Source organism: Phytohabitans aurantiacus (assembly GCF_027923225.1).
GTDB classification, from domain to species: domain Bacteria; phylum Actinomycetota; class Actinomycetes; order Mycobacteriales; family Micromonosporaceae; genus Phytohabitans; species Phytohabitans aurantiacus.
The window spans coordinates 39100-57383 of the sequence record NZ_BSDI01000014.1; the positions used below are offsets into that span (position 1 = coordinate 39100).

The window sequence follows — 18284 nt, forward strand, 5'->3', positions numbered from 1 at the left end:
GCGAGCCCCGTCGCACCGGCGATGTCAGATCCGCGGAACCGCCAGAAGATCAACGCATGAATGCTGTGCAACTCTGGTCGGTCAGCCGCACGTACGGGCGCGGCGAGCGTGCGGTGACCGCGCTCGACGACGTGAGCCTGGAACTGGCGGCGGGCACGTTCACCGCGGTGATGGGGCCGTCCGGCTCCGGCAAGTCGACGCTGCTGCAGTGCGCCGCCGGCCTGGACCGGCCGACCGCCGGCCGGGTGTTCATCGCCGGCACCGACCTGACCGGGTTGAGCGAGAACCGGCGCACCCTGCTGCGCCGCGACCTGGTCGGCTTCGTGTTCCAGTCGTTCAACCTGATGCCGTCGCTGACCGCCACCCAGAACGTGGAGCTGCCGATCCGGCTCGCCGGCCGCCGGCCGGACCCAGAGGCGGTGCGCACCGCGCTCGCCGCCGTCGGACTGGCCGACCGGGCCGGGCATCGCCCCGCCGAGCTCTCGGGCGGTCAGCAGCAACGGGTCGCGATCGCCCGCGCGCTGGCGGTACACCCCAGGGTCCTCTTCGCCGACGAGCCGACCGGTGCGCTGGACACCGCGACCGGTCACGGCGTGCTGCGGTTGCTGCGCGACCTGGTCGACCGGTACGGGCAGACGATCGTCATGGTCACGCACGACCCGGTCGCCGCCTCGTTCGCCGACCGGGTGCTGTTCCTGGCCGACGGGCGGATCGTCGACGAGCTCGTCGAGCCGACCGCCGCGACGGTGGCGACCCGGATGACCCGGCTGGCGGCGGCGCCGTGCTGACCATCGCCCTTGCCACGCTGCGTACCCGCTGGGTGTCTTTCGCCGGCACGTTCGTCGCGCTCACCGGCGGCGCCGGACTGATCGCCGCGATGGGCCTGGTCCTCGCGGCCAGCGTCGCCGCGCCGCCCCGTCCGCCCGTGCGGTACACAGGCGACGTGACGGTCGTCGCGCCGCACGGCACGTTGACGGTCTCGACGGCGTACGACACGAAGACCGAGCGACTCGTCGACCCGCCCGGGCTGCCGGCGGACCTCGTGGCCCGGCTCGGCGCCGGGGTGCCCGACCGCACGTTCTACGCCCAGCTGGCCGGCGTACCCGCGCGGGAGCCGGCCGGGCACGGCTGGTCCTCGGCCCGGTACACCGGCTACGCCCTCACGGCCGGTTCGGCACCGGCGAACGAGGCGGAGGTGGTGGTCACCGGTGGCGCCCGGCCCGGCGACCGCGTCGAGGTGCGTACCCTCACCGCCACCCGCCCGTACACCGTCTCCGGCCTCGTGGCGTCGCGCGGCTTCGAGACGCCGGTGTTCTTCGCCGACTCGGAGGCGGCACGGTTGTCCCCGAGGATCGACGCGCTGGTCATGACCGATCCGCCGGACACGGTACGGGCGAGCGTCGGCGACCGGGCGCGCGTGCTGACCGGGGTCGAGCTGGGCGAGCTCGATCCCGACCGGGACCGCGACGCCGACGTCCTCAACGACACCAACGCGCTGGTCGGCATCGCGGGCGGCTTCGCGGCGTTCGTGGCGATCTTCGTGGTGGCCTCGACGTTCGGCTACTCGGTGGTGCAGCGGCGGCGGGAGTTCGCCCTTCTCCGCGTCACCGGAGCCACCCCGGGGCAGGTGCGCCGCATGCTGTACGGGGAAGCGGCGCTGGTCAGCGTCGTGGCGTCGGCGCTGGGCTGCGCGCTCGGCGCCGCCGGCGCTCCGGCCGTGCTGGACTGGCTGATCCGCCTGGACATGGCGCCGGCGTGGCTGCCGGACAGCGGCTCCTGGATCCCCCTCGCGGTGGCGCTCGCCAGCGGCGTGACGGTCGCGCTGTCCGGGGTCGCCGTGGCGTCCTGGCGGGCCGGCCGGGTCCGCCCGGTCGAGGCGCTGCGCGAGGCGGCCCTCGACACCCGCGCCATGACGCTCGTCCGCTGGTTCGCCGGCCTCGGTACCCTCGCCGCCGCCATCGTCATGATCGGCGCCGCGGTGGTCGATCCGGACTCCGCGACGTCCGACAAGACCTACATGCCGACGGTGATGGTGCTGGTCGTGGCGTGCGGCCTGCTCGCGCCCGCCGTGGTGCGCCCCCTCGCGCTCCGGCTGACCGCGCCGCTGCGGCGGCTGCGTGGCGCGACGGCCATGCTGGTCCGCGAGAACGCCCTCACGGCGGTGCGGCGGACCGCCGTGACGGCCTCGCCGGTACTGGTCACCGTGGCGCTGACCGGACTGCTCGGCGGTGCCGCCGGCACCATCGACGTGGCCGAGGCCGAGCAGAGCGAACGGTCCATGTTCGCCGACTATCTCGTACGGCCGGTGGGCGCGCCCGGAGTGAGCCGCGCGTTGGTCGACCGGCTCACCGCGGTCGACGGCGTCGATGCCGTCGCGCCGGTACCCACGACCGTCTACCGGGTGCACGCCGGTGCGGTACTGGTGGCCTGGCCGGCGAAGGCGGTGACGGCGGCCGCCGTGCCGAACGTTCTCGACGTGCGGCTCCAGGCCGGGGCCATGTCCACCCCCGACAGCGCGTCCATCGTCGTACCGGACAACTGGGGCGCCGGCGTCGGTGAGTACGTGGACGTCTGGCTCGCCGACGGCACACCGGCGAGGCTGCGGGTGACCGGGGTCGTGGCCGAGGGCCAGTACCCCGACGCCTACCTGCCCGCCCGCTACGCCACCGCGCTGGCGCCGCTGGTGTACGTGAAGCTGCGCGCCGGCGCCGATCCGGCCGGTGTCGAGCGGGCTCTGCGCGCGGCCGTCGCGGGGGAGGACGCGCAGGTGCTCACCAAGCGCGCGTGGGCGGCGACGGCGGCCGACCGCTCGGCCGACGCCAGCCGCATCGGCCTGTTCATCGTGCTCGGTATCGTGCTCAGCTACACCGGTATCGCCATCGTCAACACGCTGCTGATGGCCTCTTCGGAGCGCGGCACCGACATCGACACCCTGCGGCTGACCGGCGCCACCAATGGGCAGGTACTGCGAGCCCTGGTCGGGGAGGCGCTCCTCGCGGTTGTCGCCGGCGTGGTCCTGGCGGCCGCCGCCACCACCGTCGGCCTGCTCGGGCTATGGCTGGCGCTGCTGCGGCTGGTCGGACCGACCGCGATCGTCATGCCCTGGCCCGCCCTGGGCGCGGTGACGATCGCGGCCGCGGCCCTGGCGGTACTCGCCACCGTGCTACCGGTGTGGCGCCGGCTGCGCCGCCCCATGGCCCTCGCCGAGTAGCGGCGGCCGTTGCGGCAACTCGCGCCCTGCGCGGAGCGGCGCTGGTCCCGTCAGCTCGCGATGCCGATGACCTGCTTGATGGTCTCGGGTTGGTCGATCACGGCGAGCATGTGGTGCGCGACGTCGGCGCGAGGCACGGAGAACCCGCCGCGGATGTTGCGGTTCAGCGCGGTGCGGTAGCGGCCGGTCAGGGGTTTGTCGGTGAGCTTGGGCGGGCGCGACACGGTCCATTCCAGGCCGCTGTCGCGCAGTATCTGCTCGGCGGCGGCGAGGTCGGCGTAGTGCCGGCCGAACATGGCGTGGGTCAGCGGGGTGCCCAGGTAGCGCATGAAGAAGCCGTCGCCGGGGTCGTGCCGGGGTGCTGTCGGCTGGCCGGGCACGGGCACCGGTCCGACGGGTGCGGCGCTGACGATGACGAGCCGCCGGACGTTTTCGGCGTGCATCGCGGTGACGATCGCGCGGGTGCCCTGCGAGGTGATGCCCGCGTCGGCGCGCGGGTTACGCGGGCCGAGGGCGGACAGGACGGCGTCGGCTCCGCGTACGGCCGAGGCGAGCGCCCGCATGTCGGGCCGGGTGAGGTCGACGGCGACCACGCGGACGCCGGCCGGCATGTCACGGGGGCCGCGGGCCACGGCGGTGACGTGGTGTCCGGCGGCGACCGCCTGCCCGACCAGGTGGCGCCCGATGCCGCCGGTGGCGGCGACGACGGTGAGCTTCATCGGGGTCCTCCGGTGGTGAAGGCGGCGGCGAAAGCGGCGCGGTGGTCGGTCGCCCAGGTGGCGTAGGTGCGGGCCGGGCGGCCCAGCAACCGCCGCACGGCGTCGGTGGTGGGGCCGGGTTCGCGGGCGTAATCGGCCAGCGAACCGAGCAGCCGATCGGGTACCTCGTCGGGCAGGCCGGCGGCGAGCATGCCGCGGCGGATCTCCTCCGGCGTGGCTTCGGTGAACGAGATCGGGCGGCCGAGCGCCTCGCTGAGCGCGGCGACCTTGTCCGCCTGGGTCAGCGACTGCTCGCCGGTGAGCGGGTAGATCTGGCCGGCGTGGTGCGGCTGGGCAAGGGCCAGGGCGGCCACCGCGGCGATGTCGCGCTCGTCGATCGTCGAGGTGCGCGCCTCCGCGTACGCGCCCCGCACGGTCCCGGTGGCCCCGATCTGTCGGGCCCAGGCGAGAGTGTTGGCGGCGAAGTCGGTGCAGCGCAGGATCGTCCAGTCGAGGCCCGAGCGCTTGGCGAGGTCCTCGACCGCCTCGAACTGCTGCCGGAAGCGGGGGAGTCCCGCCGGGTACTGCACGGTCACGGCGGACAGCACGACAACCCTGCCGGTACCTGTCTCGCGGGCGCGATCAAGCAGAGCGGCGGCGGTGGCACCGACCGCGCGCGGGCTGAGCAGGATCGCCTCCACACCGTCGAGGGTGGCGACCTCGTCGGGGTGGACCAGTTGGGCAGCCGCGGGAAGGCCGGCGTGTGGGTCGCGGGTGACGGCGGCGACCTTCGCGCCCTGCTCCACCAGGAGCCTGACGGTTTCCCGGCCGACGACGCCGGTAGCGCCGGTAATGAGGATCATGGTCTGGATCCTTTCGATGTCGTATCCTACGAGAACCAAACTATCGTTGATTGGAGACCCAAACAATATGAGTCACGTAACATCGGGAGGTCAGCGCGGCCGGAGGCAGCTCACGAGTCAGATCAAGAACGGCCTGCGCGAGCTGCACAACCAGCTGTCCGCGCTCAACCGCCAGGTCGGTGGCCAACTGGCCATAAAGGACGCCGACATGGACTGCCTCGACCTCATCCAGCGCCACGGTCCGGTGAGCCCAACGGCCCTGGCCCGCCAGGCCGGCCTGCACCCGGCCACCATGACCGGCATCCTCGACCGCTTGGAACGCGCCGGCTGGATCGCGCGCGAACGCGACCCCGCCGACCGGCGCGCCGTCACCGTCAGGGCGCTGCCCGAGCGCGGCGGGGAGGTCTTCCGGCTCTTCGCCGGCATGAACTCGGCGATGGACACCATCTGCGCCGACTACGACCAGCAGCAGCTAGAGCTGATCGCCGACTTCCTGACCAAAACCACCGCCGCCGGCCTGACAGCGACCCGCACCCTAACAACCACCGGCACCCCCTGACCGCGCGTCACCCCACCCCACGCCGACCCGCGCCACCCCGCGCCGCGCCACCCCGCGCCGCGCCACCCCGCGCCGCGCCGGCCCGCGCCACCCCGCGCCGCGCCACCCCGCGCCGCGCCGGCCCGCGCCGGTCCGCGCCGCGCCGGCCAGTGCCGCCGATCAAGGGCAAACGCACGTGGTTCGATCTCTTCTCTATGCGCGTCCGCCCCGAGGCCAGCCCGGCACGGCGTGTCGCCACGCCGCTTACGCCGATCAAGGGCGAACGCACGCGCTTGGATCTCTTTCCGCGTGCATTTGCCCTTGATCCATGCGAATGCCCTTGATCGGCGCGCGCCGCGCGCCGCGCACCGCGCACCGCGCGCCGCGCACCGCGCACCGCGCACCGCGCACCGCGCACCGCGCACCGCGCACCGCGCACCGCGCGCCGCGCGGCGACACGTTCGTCGAGCGGCGGTCTTGCGCGCGACGGACGTCGCGGTAGCTCATATCTCTAGTCGGAATGGTCGTTGGGTGGGTGTGTTGTCGAGGCGCGGTAGGAGCTGGGGGTGAAGTCGAGGACGGTGCGGAACTCGGTGGCCAGGTGGGCCTGGTCGACGTAGCCGAGCTCCGACGCCAGCGCCGCCAGGCTGGTGCCCGGGTCGGTGCGTAGCCGCTGCGCGGCCTCTTGGAGCCGGCGCCGGCGGATCATCGTCAGCGGCGGCAGCCCCACGTACCGGCGGGCGATGCGCTGCACCGTGCGCGTGGACACGTGCAGGCGGCTGGCGACATCCTCGACCCGCAGCACGGTCGGGTCGCTGTCGACGAGTTCGGCGAGCGCGTTGGCCAGCAGCGCTTCCGGGTCTGGCGGCGGCACCGCCCCGGCGAGCCAGCCGGCGAAGGCGTCGACCGCTCGGCGGTGCCGCAGCGGCCCGTCCGCGGGTTGGTTCATGGCGTCGGTCACGCGGGCCCGCAGGTCGGGCAGGTCCATCGCGAGGTACGTGTCGCGGAGCTCCGCCGGCTCGGGCGTGAACGACGGCACCGCGGCGGGGCGCAGCAGGGCACCGACGGCCCAGCCCGTGCCGGTGAGATCCCGGTGCGAACGGCGCGTCGCGGGGCCGGCCAGCCCCACCCCGTCGTGCTCGACGACGAGGTTGCAGGCGGGGAAGGGGATGACGTGCTGGCGCGAGGTGCGACCCGGGGCGATCCGCCACTCCGGGATCCAGAACCACCGCACGAGCGCGGCCACCTCCTCCGGCGGGTCCAGCCGGGCGAAGGTCGGCAGCTGCGCCGGGTACAGGATGCCGCGATGGTCCTGGCTCACCCGAGCCACGGTACGGGCTGTCGCGAATCTCCAAGCCAGCCCCCACGGCGCGCGCCTAGTGTCATGATCATGACCGATACATACCAGGCCGCCAACGGCGAGCACACCACCAACGGCACCCCGCACGGCGTCACGAGCCTGACCCCGTTCCTGGCGATCCCGGACGCTCGCGGCGCGATCGCCTTCTACCGGGACGTGTTCGGCGCTCGGGTGGTGGACGTGACCGAGTTCGGGGGTGTGGTGGCGCACGCGGTTCTCGACTTCGGCAACGGGCACCTCCAGCTCGGCGAGCCGACGGACGCCTACGGCCTGGTCCCGGCGCCCGAGGGTGACAAGGACTGCTACTCGATGGGCCTCTACACCCCGGACGTCGACGACCTGCTCGCGCGGGCCGAGAAGGCGGGCGCGAGCGTGCGGGAGCCGGCCACGACGTTCGTCTCCGGCGATCGGTTCGCCAGCATCCGCGACCCGTTCGGGGTGCGCTGGTCGCTCATGACCCGGGTCGAAGACCTCTCCGAGGAAGAGAGCGCCCGGCGCGTCGCTGAGTGGGCCGCCCAGCAGAGCTGACCTCACCGTGCCAGCTCAGTAGTGGACGAGTTCCCACGGTTGGACGAGCTCGGCGTCCGGGGTGGCCAGGTCCAGGCCGCGCTGCCGTACGACAGGCCGCGCCGAGGTGGACGGGGGGCTTGGCCGCCGCGGGCGCCGAGCTGGCGGGCCGCCTCGGCGAGCACGATGCCCGTGAGGAGGCGGTACCGGCCAGGGGTTCCGGGCGCGGTGACGCGGGCGAACTCGGCACCGGGCGGAGGATTCCAGCCATCGCCGTCCGGGATGACGAGCAGCGTGTTGGGGCCGGTCAGGTCCGTGCGGTGCAGGGGCGGACCGTTGACGTGCGGTCCACAGACCACGACCCGGCCGGCGGCCGGGGATACCCAGGCGTCGCCGGCCGGTAGCACGCGCAGCGGGTTGCGGTGGCTGCGCGCGGCGGCTCGGGCCTCGTTGCGTACCGGGCGCGGGGTGCCGAACCACACCTTCTCGCGGTCGTCGACGGCGACGCTCTGCCAGCCGAACGCCGCCGCCGAACGCAGCGAACTGCCGGCCTCGACGTGGTCCCGCGGCGCCCCGAACAACAGGGCCGGACGGTGCGACTCGGGGCGAGGGGCGCGTGCCTGGCGACGGCCGTGCGCGTCCAGCAGGTAGTACATGGCCACGGCAGCGGCTGTCGCTACGTTGAGCGTGTTGACCCCGCGCCCCGGCATCGGGATGTGCACCGTCTTCGCGGCGGCGCGCAGGACGTCTGGACGGATGCCGCGACGTTCGTTGCCCACCACGATGGACGCTCCACTGTGGAGTCGACCGGAGCGGTACACCGACTCGGCCCCAGGCGTGTTGTCGACGGCGATGAGTGGACCCGCTCCGCCGAACAGCGCGGCGTTGTCCACGGTGGACAGACCTGGAAGGTGTGCGGCGAGGCCGCGGCTGTCGCGGAAACCGCACGGTATCGCGAACATCCGTGCCGCCTCGGCAAGCGCCTCCGCGTTGGCGGGGTTCTCGACACCATCGCCGATCAGCCGGGCACGCGGGCTCATCACCGTGCCGCCCAGGCGTGCCGGGCCCGCATCGCGTACGCGTCCGCGCGGCGCTCATGATCGGCGGTGCGCATCGCGGGTGCGCGGTACTTGCGCGCGGCGTGCTGGATCATGTGGTGGCCGATTTCGTGCATCAGGCCGTCGAAGAGCATGAAGTCGCGCAGCGTGTCGCCGGGCCAGTCGACCCGGGTGCCGGCTTGGCCACCCGTGACCCGGGCACCCGCGCGCTCCAAACGCGCCGCCGTCCCGTCCGTGAGGCGGCCGGGCAGCACCCACGGAGACACGGGCTGCTCGAACAGCAGCACGATCCCGGGCACCCGCAGGGCCGCGACCGCCAGTCCGGTGTCAGCGGCCGGCCGCTGCCGTAGCTCGATGGCGCGCAGGCCGTAGGTGACCGCCGCCCCGAAGAAGCTCAGGACCCGAACGACATCGGCGGGGCCGGCGGGATGGGTGAACCCGGGACGTGGCGGGCAGCGCCGCACGCGCACGGGCACGCCGGCCCGGCGGGCGGCGCGTATCGGATACGGATCAGTGTGCAGGCTACGGCTCAACGGCATTCACCGGGATGTGATAGCAGTCCGGCGACCCACCACACCACCGATATTCGCCCGCCGAACCGGCGACGGCGCGCCTACCCGGCCGGAACGTCGACAGGATCAAAGCGCTGGCTCTTGAGCGTGACGCTACTGACCGCGTACCGTCGCTTACACAGTGACTACCTTCGATTGGCGGCGCGGGCGATCCTCGGGCCGCCGCGGGAGGTGCGCCATGCGGCGTCGGCCCTTGTATTTCCTCCTACCGCTGTGCGTGGCGTCGGCGTTGAGCTTGACGCTGACGGGCAGCGCCTCGGCCCGCGATCCTGACCGCGTAGGCCCGCGAGACCTCAAGACGATGCCGTGGCTGGCCGCGGACGGCAGCCATGACCACAACCACGACCTGCCGGCACAGGTCGACCCGCTGTCCATCCCGCTGGCGGCGGCCGCCGCGGCGACGTGCAGCGGCGGAACGGCGGGCGGATACCCGTGCCAGAACGTGGATCTGCTGGGCAACCTGCCGCTGTCGAGCATGGGCGGGGGGAGTGGCTCCGCGGGCTGGGGCTGGACCGACACGACCACCGGCAAGGAGTACGCGATCGTCGGCCGCACCACGGGCACGGCGTTCGTCGACATCAGCGACCCCGTCAATCCCCGGTATCTGGGGAACCTGCCGAGCGCCACCGGCACGTCGAGCTGGCGTGAACTGAGTGTCCACAATAATCACGCCTACATCGTGTCGGACAACAACGGCGCGCACGGGATGCAGATCTTCAACCTGGCCCGGCTGCGCACCGTCACGACTCCGCAGACGTTCACCGCCGACGCCCGCAACACGTCGTTCAACAACGGGCACACCATCCACATCAACAACGCGACCGGCATCGCGTACGTCAACGGCTCCAACACGTGCAGCGGCGGCTCGCGCATGTTCAACCTGGCCAACCCGACCAGTCCCAGCTTCGTGGGCTGCGTGAGCGGCGACGGCTACACCCATGACGCGCAGGCGGTCGTGTACCGGGGCCCGCACACGGCGTACCAGGGTCGCGAGATCCTGATGGCCAGCAACGAGGACACGCTGACGGTCTGGGACGTGACCAACAAGGCCGCCCCGGTGCGGCTGGCGCGGCAGGCGTACGCCGGGCGGGGCTACACCCATCAGGGCTGGTTCACCGAGAACCACCGGTACTTCGTGCTCGACGACGAACTCGACGAGACCCGGTTCGGGCACCGCGGCAAGACGTACGTGTTCGACATGGCGAGCCTGACCGCTCCCGTGCTCGCCGGCACGTACCTGGGTCCGACGGCGGCCACCGACCACAACCAGTTCGTCAAGGGCAACTACAGCTACCAGGCGAACTACCGGGCCGGGTTGCGGATCGTGCGACTGACCAACATCGCCAACCCGTCGACGCTGACCGAGGCCGGGTACTTCGACGTCGACCCGACCAGCAACGCAGCCGGCTTCGCGGGGGCCTGGCACGTGTACCCGTTCTTCCCCAGCGGAAACGTGGCGATCTTCAGCATCCAACGTGGACTGTTCGTGGTGCGGCCGAACCTGCCGGCGGCGTGACAGCGATCGACGCTCAGTACGGCCGGCGGACCGTTCGCTGGCTCGCGCTGGGCATGGTGGGGCTGTTCGCCGCGGCGGTGGTCTACATCAACCCGCTGGCTCCGGAGCCGACCGCTCCGGGCCAGCGGGCCGCGGCCCCGGCCACGCACAGTCCGGGCGGCCACGGCGGCGACGGCTTGACCGACAAGCACGACGGGTACGCCCTGTTGCCCGTCACGCTCCCCGACCGGCGCGGCAAGGCGCTGCCGGTGGCGTTTCGCGTCCTCGGCCCCGACGGCCTGGCCACCACCGAATACGAGCCGGTGCTGAGCGAGCCGCTGCACCTGTACGTGGTGCGCGAGGACCTCAGCTTCTACCAGCACCTGCATCCGGCGCTCGCGGGTGACACCTGGACGGCGGCGGTCGACGTACCGGACGGCGGCGTCTACCGGCTCTACGCCGAGTTCGTGCCGCGGGCGCGCGCCGGCAGCGGTCACTCCACTGTGCTCGGTGCGCCGTTCGTCGTCGCCGGCGACACCAGCTACGCGCCGATCCCGCCGCCCGCGCCGAGGGTGAAGGTCGCCGGATACACGGTCGAGCGCGAGGAAGGCGCGGCGGACGGTGTCGCGGGCCGGCCGAGGGTCGTGCGTTTCCGGGTTCTCGACGCCGGCGGCGCCCCGGTCACCGCGCTCGAGCCGTACCTCGGCGCCTACGCCCACGCCTCGGTGTTCGAATCCACCACGCAGAGCCTCGCGCACCTGCATCCCACGATGCCGGCCAGCGAGCGGGCGGCGCCGGGCGACGGCGTGCTGACGTTTCACACCCAGTTTCCGCAGCGCGGCCGCTACCGCCTGTTCCTCCAGTTCAAAGCAGCGGGCACCGTCCACCTAGCCCCGTTCACCGTCGTAGCGGCGTAACAGCACCCAGAGCCCGCCCGCCTTCCGTGCACATGGCCTGAGACGAAAGAGGTCCCCGGGTGTGAGGCTGCGCGCCGTCGTGGCGGCGCGGCGGCGCGCCCTGCGCGCCGATCAAGGCCATTCGCATGGATCAAGGGCGAATGCACGCGGTTTAGCGATCCAACCACGTGCATTCGCCCTTGATCGGCGGGAGGCGCGAAGGGGCAAGAGCAACACCAGGACCGATGGCTGGGCTGCCGCGACGTGCGTCGCGCGCAAGACCGTCGCTCCCGCGGCCTCGCCCTTCGCGGCCACACGGTCGGGGTGGCAGGGGTGGTCCTGACCCTCACCCCTTTCCACGTCGGTGCATCAGGCGTATAAGTAACTATCTAGTACGTTCAGAGGGTCGGAGGTGCCGATGTCGTCCAGCCTGGCCATCGCGACCGTGTGTCTGTCGGGGACCCTCGAAGACAAGCTCTCGGCCGCCGCGGCGGCGCGTTTCCAGAGCATCGAACTGTTCGACAGCGACCTCATCGGGTCGTCGTGGTCGCCGCGCCGGGTGCGCCAGGAGTGTGCGCGGCGCGGGCTGGCGATCGACCTGTACCAGCCGTTTCGTGACTTCGAGGCGGTCGCGCCCGACGTCTTCGCCGCCAACCTCCGGCGCGCGGAGCGCGCGTTCGACATCCTGGAAGAGCTCGGCGCCAGCACCCTGCTGGTCTGCTCGACGGTATCGGCCGACGCGGTGGACGACGACGACCTCGCCGCCGAACAGTTGCACGTCCTGGCCAGCCGGGCGGGGGAGCGGGGCCTGCGAATCGCGTACGAGGCCCTCGCCTGGGGCCGTTTCGTCAACACGTACGCGCACGCCTGGCGCATCGTGCGGCGCGCCGGCCATCCGGCGCTGGGCCTGTGCCTGGACAGCTTCCACGTGCTCTCGCGCGGCGACGACCCGGCCGGCATCCGGGTCGTACCCGGGGCGAAGGTGTTCCACGTGCAGCTGGCGGACGCACCACGGCTGAGCATGGACGTGGTCGAGTGGAGCCGGCACCACCGCCTGTTTCCCGGCCTTGGCTCCTTCGACCTGCCCGCCTTCGTCGGCCACGTGCTCGCCACCGGTTATGACGGGCCGCTGTCGCTGGAGGTGTTCAACGACGTCTACCGGCAGGCGGACCCCCGGTACGCGGCGATCGACGGCATGCGCTCGCTGCTGGCACTGCAAGAGGAGGCGAGCGCCACGGCCAGGAGCACGGCGGGCGCCGCCGCCGGGAGTGCGGTCCGGGAGCGGCTTCGACCGAGCGGCCTGCCGCCGGCGCCCGCCCTCGCCGGCCACGTGTTCACCGAGCTCGCCGTCGACGCCGTCTCCGGTCCGGTCACGGCACGCGCCCTGACCGCGCTCGGCTTCACCCACACCGGCCAGCACCGTTCCAAGCCGGTGCAGCTGTGGGAGCAGGGCAGGGCCCGGATCCTGCTGAACTTCGCACCACAGAGGACGGTAGTGCCGGGTACCGCGTCGGTCTGCGCGCTGGCGGTGGAGAGCGAGGATCCGGTCGGGTCGACGCGGCGGGCGGAGCGGCTGCTCGCTCCGGTACTGCCGCGGCTGCGCCAGCCGGAGGAGGCGGAGCTGGCGTCGGTGGCCGCGCCGGACGGTACGGCGGTCTTCCTGGTACGCACCGGTGCCGACGGCGAGAGCTGGCTGCAGGACTTCCTGCCGACCGGCGCGACGGCTACCGCCAGGGGCGGCATCACCGACACCGACCACGTCTCGCTGACCGACGCCGTCGACGACTTCGACGAGTCCACCCTGTTCTACCGCGCGGTGCTCGGGCTGCGCGCGGGCCAGACCACCGAGATCGCCGCGCCCTTCGGCCTGATCCGCGGCCGGGCCGCCACCGATCCTGACGGGCGGGTCAGGATCACGCTCCACACCGCGCCGCTGCGTCGCGGCGACTGGGCGCCGGCCATCCCGAACCCGCAGCACGTCGCGTTCCGCACCGGCGACGCGATCGCCAGCGCCAAGGCCATGCGCGCGCTCGGCGCACCGATCCTGAAGATCCCGGACAACTACTACGCCGACCTCGACGCCCGTCTCGACCTGCCGGCCGAGCTGCTGGCGGCGCTGCGCGAGTACTCGATCATGTATGACCGCGACGAGCACGGCGCGTACCTGCACTTCTACACCGAGATGCTCGGCTCGCGCGTGTTCTTCGCCGTGGCGCAACGCGTCGACGCGTACGCCGGCTACGGCGACGCGAGCGCGCCGGTGCGGATGGCGGCCCACCGGGAGCGCCGGCTGATCACGCTGCGGGACGCGCCCGTGTCCCGGCGGGACGAGCGGCACGAGTACTCGCTGGCGCATCTGACGGCGTTGAGCCTGTCGCCGCCGGAACTCGTCGACGCCGCCGCGGCCGCCGGCTACCGGTACGTCGGGCTGCGCATGACGCGGGTGACGCCCCAGGAGCCGCACTACCCGTTGGCCACCGATCCGGCGCTGATGCGCACCACCAAGGTCCGCCTCGCCGCGACCGGCGTCGAAGTGCTCGACGTCGAGCTCGCCCGGATCAGCCCGGACGAGGACCCGAAGGACTTCCTGCGCTTCCTGGAGGCGGGTGCGGAGCTCGGTGCGCGGCATGTCATCACGCAGCTGCCCGATCCCGACCGGGTGCGCAAGGTCGACCGGTTCGCGCAGCTGTGCGAGATGGCGCGACCGCTCGGCCTCACGGTCGACCTGGAGTTTCCATCGTGGACGGAGACACCGGACCTGCGCGAGGCGACACGCGTGCTGCGCGGCGCCGACCAGCCCAACGCGGGCATCCTCATCGACCTGCTGCACTTCGCACGGTCCGGGTCGAGCATCGCGGACCTCCGCCAGCTGCCGGCTCAATGGTTCCACTTCATACACGTCTGCGACGCACCGCCCAGGGTTCCGGCCACGAACGAGGGTCTCATCCACACCGCGCGGTTCGAGCGGCTCTTCCCCGGCGAGGGCGGCATCGACGTGCACGGCATCCTGGACGCCCTGCCGCGCGGGCTGCCGTACGCGTTGGAGATCCCCAAAGCGACGCAGGTGGCGCAGGTGGGCGGGAAGGAGCACGCCCGCATGGCCATCTCGGCCTCGCGGGAGCATCTCGACCGCGCCGCGGGATCGGCCGGATCAGAGCCCTGAGTCGAGCAGCTCCGCCGAGTGGGCGCGCATCGCCGCCGCGTCCGCGGGCCGCCCGGTGAACAGCTCGAACGCCACGACGGCCTGGTACGCGTTCATGCCGCCGCCGTGCAGTGTCGGTGCGCCGGCGGCGCGGGCGGCGCGCAGCAGGGCGGTGTCGAACGGCCGGTAGACGATGTCGGCGACCCACATGTCCTCGCGCAGGTCCGCGTCCGGGACCGGTGATCCGGGATGATGCGCCATCCCGACCGGTGTGGTGTTGACGACGCCGTCGGCCGCCGCCAGCGTGGCGCTCAGCTCGCCCGGCTGCCCCGCGACGACCCGGCCCTCACCGAACTCGGCGGTGAGGGCCTTGGCCAGCCGTGTCGACCTGGCGCGGTCGAGGTCGACGAGGGTGAGGGTGCCCACCCCGAGCGACAGCAGGGCGTGCGCGACCGCGCACCCGGCCCCGCCGGCGCCGAGCTGGACGACGCGTTCGCGCGGCACCGTGGCGAAGTCCCGGGCGAAGCTGCGGGCGAACCCGGGTGCGTCGGTGTTGTAGCCGCGGCTGGCATCGTCGTCGAAGACGACGGTGTTGACCGCGCCGAGCACCCGGGCGTCATCCGAGAGCACGTCGAGGTGTGGCAGGACCGCCTGCTTGAACGGGTGCGTGACGTTCAGCCCCCGGTAGCCAAGCGTGCGTGCCCAGCGGAGCAGGTCGGGCAGGTCGGCCGCGGACAGCCCGTGTTCGGCCGAGTCGATGGTCGTGTAGTGGAGCCGGATCCCTTGTCGATCGGCCTCCGCCTGGTGCAGCAAGGGCGCGTGTGATCGTTCGATGCCGGCACCGACGAGTCCAATCAGGACCACGGACACCTCCCGGTCAGGCGGCGGCGCGGACGCTCTTGTACAGCTCCAGGTCCGCACCCTTGAAGTAGGTGTTGAAGTACGTCTCGGCCTTGCTGATGAACGCCTGGCGGTCGACCTGGTCGATCTCCACCACGGTCCGGCCCGAGTCGGCGCGCCACCCGTCGAGCACCTTCTTGGTCTCGTCGTCGACGCACTTGCGGTTCTCCGCGCGGATGTCGCGGATCGCCTTGAACAGCCCGTCCTTCTGGGCCTGGTTCATCTTGTCCAGCGTCTTGTCGGACACGACGACATAGTGGGTACCGACCTGGTGGTTGGTCAGGCTGGCGACCTTGAGGACCTCGTCGAACTTCTGCGCGTGGGTGGCGACGACCGGGTTCTCCTGCCCCTGTGCGACGCCCTGTTGCAGCGCCAGGTAGAGCTCCTCGACGGCGATGGCGACCGCGTTCGCGCCGAGCGCCTTGGCGTTGGCCAGGAACTGGGGCGTGTTCGGGAAACGGATCTTCAGCCCGGCGAGGTCTTCGGGCTTGCGGATCGGCTTGGTGGCGGTGAAGGTGCGCATCCCGAAGTACCAGGCGTCCACAATGGTGGTGTCGGTGGCGGCATTGAACTCCTTGAAGAAGTCCTGTCCATTCTGGTCGGCCCACTTGAAGAAGTGGTCGACGTCGTTGAAGACGTAGGCCGCGTCGAGTACGCCGATCTTCGGGAAGGCCGTCGACATCGCGGAACCGCCCTGCAGGTCGATATCGATGTCGCCGGCCTGCACGCTGGAGAACCGCTCGGCGTCGGGACCGAGCTGGCTGTTGGGGAACAGGTCGAGGGTGAGGTTGAGATTCTGTCCTTCGATCCGCTCCTTGAGCAGCTTCATTCCACAGTAGAAGTTCGGCTGGGTCTCGGGCTGGGAGCTGCCGATCTTCAAGGTGATGCGGGGGTTCTCCCCTTCGGCGGTGGGCGCGTTGTCCTGCGTGGAGCAGCCGGCGGCGAGAACCAGCGGCATGGTAAGGGCGAGAGCGGCGACGAACCGTGGATACATGGGGGCTCCCTCTGTCGTGGGGGTGAGGCTGGAGGGGTCAGAATCCGAGAAGGTGGGGCAGCCACAGGGAGATCGCCGGAAAGGCGGAGATCAGTGCCAGCACGGCGACCAGGGGGATCAGGAAGGGGACGACCCCGCGGAACACCTCTTCGACCGGCCGCCCGGTCACCGAGGCGGTGACGAACAGGACGCTCCCGACCGGTGGCGTCAACAGTCCGATCATCAGGTTGAGGATCAGGACGACTCCGAAGTAGACGGGGTCGACGCCGAGGCTCGTGGCGATCGGCAGCAACACCGGCACGGTCACGAGGATGGCGGCCACCGCGTCGACCACCGTGCCGAGGATGAGCATGACGATGTTGACCATCAGGATGAAGGCCCAGGGCTCAGTCGACACCGACGTCACCAGTTCCGCCACGTCGCGCGAGACGTGGGCGCGGGTCAGGATGAGTCCGAGCAGCGCGGCCGAGGCCAGGATCAGCCCGATGCCGCCGGTGATGACGGCCGTCTCGCGCAACGACTGCAGCAGCACGCGGGGCGTCAGCGTGCGGTAGATCAGGCCGAGCACGATCATCAGGAGCACGGCCACCGACGCGGCCTCGGTGGGGGTGAAGGTCCCCGACAGGATGCCGCCGAGCAGGATGACGGGGACGAAGGCCGGTCCGATGGTGCCGATCGCCGCGGTGCGCAGCCGCTGGCGGTCGAACGGCACGGAGACCATGTCCGGGCGGCGGGCGGTCCAGACGAAGACGTACACGCACAGGCCGACCGCCATGAGCAGCGCGGGCACGACCGACGCGGCGAAGAGGGCACCGGTGGAGACCGTCGCCGTCGCGGCGTAGATCACGGCGGGAATGCTCGGTGGCATGACAGGGCTGATCAGCGCCGACGAGGCCGACAGGCCGGCGGCGAAGCGGTACGGATAGCCGGCCTTCACCATGTGCGGGACCTCGATCTTGCCGAGTCCCGCCACGTCGGCGAGGGCCGATCCGCTCATCCACGAGAAGCCGACCGCGGTGCCGATGTTGACGTACGCGAGGTTGCCCCGGACCCGGGCCAGTGCCGCCAGGCAGAACTCGTAGAGCCGATCGGCGACGCCGAGCCGGTTGGCCATGACGCCGACGAGGATGAACAGCGGGACGGCGAGCAGCGGGAAGCTGTTGAGGCCGTCGAACGCGGTCTTCAGCGCGAACCCGCCGGAGTTTCCGTCGGCGAGCGCCCACCACAGGCTGGGGCCGATGAAGGCGAGCCCGACGGGCACCCGGATCAGCAGCAGGAGGGTGATGACGAGACCGACCATCCACAGTTCGAGGATCATCGGGCCTCCGCCGAGTCGAACAGGGGATCCGGGTGGCCGGCTTGGAAGATGCGCACGATCGCCCGCACCGTGCCGGAGAGGAAGCCGAGCAGCGGCACCGCGTACAGGATCCAGATCGGGATTTCGAGGGCGGCCGTGCGCCGGTTGGGGTATGCCTGGATCAGCTCGAAAGCCTCCCACGCGAGCAGCGCGCAGATCACCGCGGTGCAGGCCGACGACACGGCCTTGACGGCCATCCGGGCGGCGCGGCCCTTGGCGACGTAGTCGATGACCTGGATGACGATGTGGCCGTTGTTGCCGATCAGGTAGCCGACCATGATGAACGTCAGGACGATCAGCGAGTAGTTGGCTATCTCTCCGACCTCCGGCCAGTTGAGTGCCGGCACGTACCTGCTGATCACCTGCCACAGGACGCTGAGGAAGATGGCCACGACCGCGGCACAGGCGATCGCCAACTCCGCCGAGGCCCAGATCCGCAGCACACGCGGATCGCTCGTGCCTGATGTCGTCACGGGTGTGCCTCGCTCTCCACGGCGGACGGGTCGACCCTTGCGGAGGACGAAACCGCTAGTCGGACCTTCTGGTCCATCAAGCGGACCTGGTGTTACGGTAGGGGCGCCTGCCGTTCCTGACAAGACCCCGAGTCCGGACCGTTACGGATGTGTGAAACGCGAGGCAGCGTAGGAGAATCGCGGTGACGCGTGGTTCGATGGTTCGCTCGGCACCAGCCAC

16 protein-coding genes are annotated in these 18284 nt (G+C 71.7%); 7 read left to right on the forward strand and 9 right to left on the reverse strand.

From position 1 onward, the window contains the following. The first annotated feature begins 56 nt into the window (after nucleotides 1-56). Nucleotides 57-788, forward strand: coding sequence for an ABC transporter ATP-binding protein (locus QMG73_RS17140; protein ID WP_281896708.1), 732 nt, complete (start codon nucleotides 57-59; stop codon nucleotides 786-788). Further along, nucleotides 782-3211 carry an FtsX-like permease family protein gene (locus QMG73_RS17145; protein ID WP_281896710.1) on the forward strand — a complete coding sequence of 810 codons (2430 nt, stop codon included), beginning with the start codon at nucleotides 782-784 and terminating at the stop codon, nucleotides 3209-3211. The genes QMG73_RS17140 and QMG73_RS17145 overlap by 7 nt, the downstream gene beginning before the upstream one ends. A 50-nt stretch (nucleotides 3212-3261) precedes the next feature. Here the strand turns inward: QMG73_RS17145 and QMG73_RS17150 are convergent, their stop codons facing one another. Beyond that, the gene (locus QMG73_RS17150) at nucleotides 3262-3930 is read right to left on the reverse strand and encodes an NAD(P)-dependent oxidoreductase (RefSeq protein ID WP_281896712.1); all 669 of its coding nucleotides are present in this window, start codon (nucleotides 3928-3930) and stop codon (nucleotides 3262-3264) included. Further along, entirely contained in the window at nucleotides 3927-4772 is an 846-nt protein-coding gene (locus QMG73_RS17155) for an NAD(P)H-binding protein (protein WP_281896715.1), read from the reverse strand. Before QMG73_RS17155 ends, QMG73_RS17150 begins: the two co-directional genes overlap by 4 nt. Nucleotides 4773-4839: 67 nt before the next feature. Between QMG73_RS17155 and QMG73_RS17160 the strand changes: the two genes are divergently transcribed. Beyond that, a complete protein-coding gene (locus tag QMG73_RS17160; protein WP_281896716.1) occupies nucleotides 4840-5331 on the forward strand; it encodes a MarR family winged helix-turn-helix transcriptional regulator in 492 nt (163 codons plus the stop codon). Between the two features lie 490 nt (nucleotides 5332-5821). Here QMG73_RS17160 and QMG73_RS17165 read toward each other — a convergent pair whose 3' ends face one another. Beyond that, nucleotides 5822-6574: a helix-turn-helix transcriptional regulator gene (locus QMG73_RS17165; protein WP_309299487.1), complete on the reverse strand. Its 753-nt coding sequence runs from the start codon at nucleotides 6572-6574 to the stop codon at nucleotides 5822-5824. Nucleotides 6575-6700: 126 nt separating this feature from the next. Between QMG73_RS17165 and QMG73_RS17170 the strand changes: the two genes are divergently transcribed. Further along, nucleotides 6701-7198 (forward strand): VOC family protein, encoded by a 498-nt coding sequence (locus QMG73_RS17170; protein WP_281896719.1) that lies wholly within the window; start codon nucleotides 6701-6703, stop codon nucleotides 7196-7198. 2 nt (nucleotides 7199-7200) lie between these two features. Here the strand turns inward: QMG73_RS17170 and QMG73_RS17175 are convergent, their stop codons facing one another. Together QMG73_RS17175 and QMG73_RS17180 are read right to left on the reverse strand one after the other, a co-directional pair. After that, entirely contained in the window at nucleotides 7201-8217 is a 1017-nt protein-coding gene (locus QMG73_RS17175) for a TrmH family RNA methyltransferase (protein WP_281896720.1), read from the reverse strand. Continuing rightward, nucleotides 8217-8774 (reverse strand): hypothetical protein, encoded by a 558-nt coding sequence (locus QMG73_RS17180; protein WP_281896722.1) that lies wholly within the window; start codon nucleotides 8772-8774, stop codon nucleotides 8217-8219. The genes QMG73_RS17175 and QMG73_RS17180 overlap by 1 nt, the downstream gene beginning before the upstream one ends. A 211-nt stretch (nucleotides 8775-8985) precedes the next feature. Here QMG73_RS17180 and QMG73_RS17185 point away from each other — a divergent pair, with 211 nt between their 5' ends. From QMG73_RS17185 to QMG73_RS17195, 3 genes are all read left to right on the forward strand, one after another. Continuing rightward, nucleotides 8986-10323, forward strand: coding sequence for a choice-of-anchor B family protein (locus QMG73_RS17185; RefSeq protein WP_281896724.1), 1338 nt, complete (start codon nucleotides 8986-8988; stop codon nucleotides 10321-10323). Beyond that, entirely contained in the window at nucleotides 10320-11219 is a 900-nt protein-coding gene (locus QMG73_RS17190) for a hypothetical protein (protein ID WP_281896727.1), read from the forward strand. The genes QMG73_RS17185 and QMG73_RS17190 overlap by 4 nt, the downstream gene beginning before the upstream one ends. Nucleotides 11220-11616: 397 nt before the next feature. Then, nucleotides 11617-14361, forward strand: coding sequence for a TIM barrel protein (locus QMG73_RS17195; RefSeq protein WP_281896729.1), 2745 nt, complete (start codon nucleotides 11617-11619; stop codon nucleotides 14359-14361). On the opposite strand, the gene QMG73_RS17200 is transcribed toward QMG73_RS17195, so the two are convergent. From QMG73_RS17200 to QMG73_RS17215, 4 genes are read right to left on the reverse strand one after another with little or no spacing between them, the layout of a single operon-like run. After that, nucleotides 14350-15204 (reverse strand): shikimate dehydrogenase, encoded by an 855-nt coding sequence (locus QMG73_RS17200; RefSeq protein WP_281896731.1) that lies wholly within the window; start codon nucleotides 15202-15204, stop codon nucleotides 14350-14352. The genes QMG73_RS17195 and QMG73_RS17200 overlap by 12 nt on opposite strands. A 13-nt stretch (nucleotides 15205-15217) precedes the next feature. Continuing rightward, nucleotides 15218-16234 (reverse strand): TRAP transporter substrate-binding protein DctP, encoded by a 1017-nt coding sequence (gene dctP / locus QMG73_RS17205; protein WP_281896733.1) that lies wholly within the window; start codon nucleotides 16232-16234, stop codon nucleotides 15218-15220. Between the two features lie 37 nt (nucleotides 16235-16271). After that, the gene (locus QMG73_RS17210) at nucleotides 16272-17552 is read right to left on the reverse strand and encodes a TRAP transporter large permease (RefSeq protein ID WP_281896735.1); all 1281 of its coding nucleotides are present in this window, start codon (nucleotides 17550-17552) and stop codon (nucleotides 16272-16274) included. After that, on the reverse strand, nucleotides 17549-18064 hold the full coding sequence (locus tag QMG73_RS17215; RefSeq protein ID WP_281896737.1) for a TRAP transporter small permease: 516 nt from the start codon (nucleotides 18062-18064) through the stop codon (nucleotides 17549-17551). The genes QMG73_RS17210 and QMG73_RS17215 overlap by 4 nt, the downstream gene beginning before the upstream one ends. Nucleotides 18065-18284: the final 220 nt, after the last annotated feature.

Coding starts and splice junctions, on each gene's coding strand:
- QMG73_RS17140 (WP_281896708.1), top strand. CDS start 57: ATGAATGCTGTGCAACTCTGGTCGGTCAGCCGCACGTACGGGCGCGGC.
- QMG73_RS17150 (WP_281896712.1), bottom strand. CDS start 3,930: ATGAAGCTCACCGTCGTCGCCGCCACCGGCGGCATCGGGCGCCACCTG.
- QMG73_RS17155 (WP_281896715.1), bottom strand. CDS start 4,772: ATGATCCTCATTACCGGCGCTACCGGCGTCGTCGGCCGGGAAACCGTC.
- QMG73_RS17160 (WP_281896716.1), top strand. CDS start 4,840: ATGAGTCACGTAACATCGGGAGGTCAGCGCGGCCGGAGGCAGCTCACG.
- QMG73_RS17170 (WP_281896719.1), top strand. CDS start 6,701: ATGACCGATACATACCAGGCCGCCAACGGCGAGCACACCACCAACGGC.
- QMG73_RS17175 (WP_281896720.1), bottom strand. CDS start 8,217: ATGAGCCCGCGTGCCCGGCTGATCGGCGATGGTGTCGAGAACCCCGCC.
- QMG73_RS17180 (WP_281896722.1), bottom strand. CDS start 8,774: ATGCCGTTGAGCCGTAGCCTGCACACTGATCCGTATCCGATACGCGCC.
- QMG73_RS17185 (WP_281896724.1), top strand. CDS start 8,986: ATGCGGCGTCGGCCCTTGTATTTCCTCCTACCGCTGTGCGTGGCGTCG.
- QMG73_RS17195 (WP_281896729.1), top strand. CDS start 11,617: ATGTCGTCCAGCCTGGCCATCGCGACCGTGTGTCTGTCGGGGACCCTC.
- dctP (WP_281896733.1), bottom strand. CDS start 16,234: ATGTATCCACGGTTCGTCGCCGCTCTCGCCCTTACCATGCCGCTGGTT.
- QMG73_RS17210 (WP_281896735.1), bottom strand. CDS start 17,552: ATGATCCTCGAACTGTGGATGGTCGGTCTCGTCATCACCCTCCTGCTG.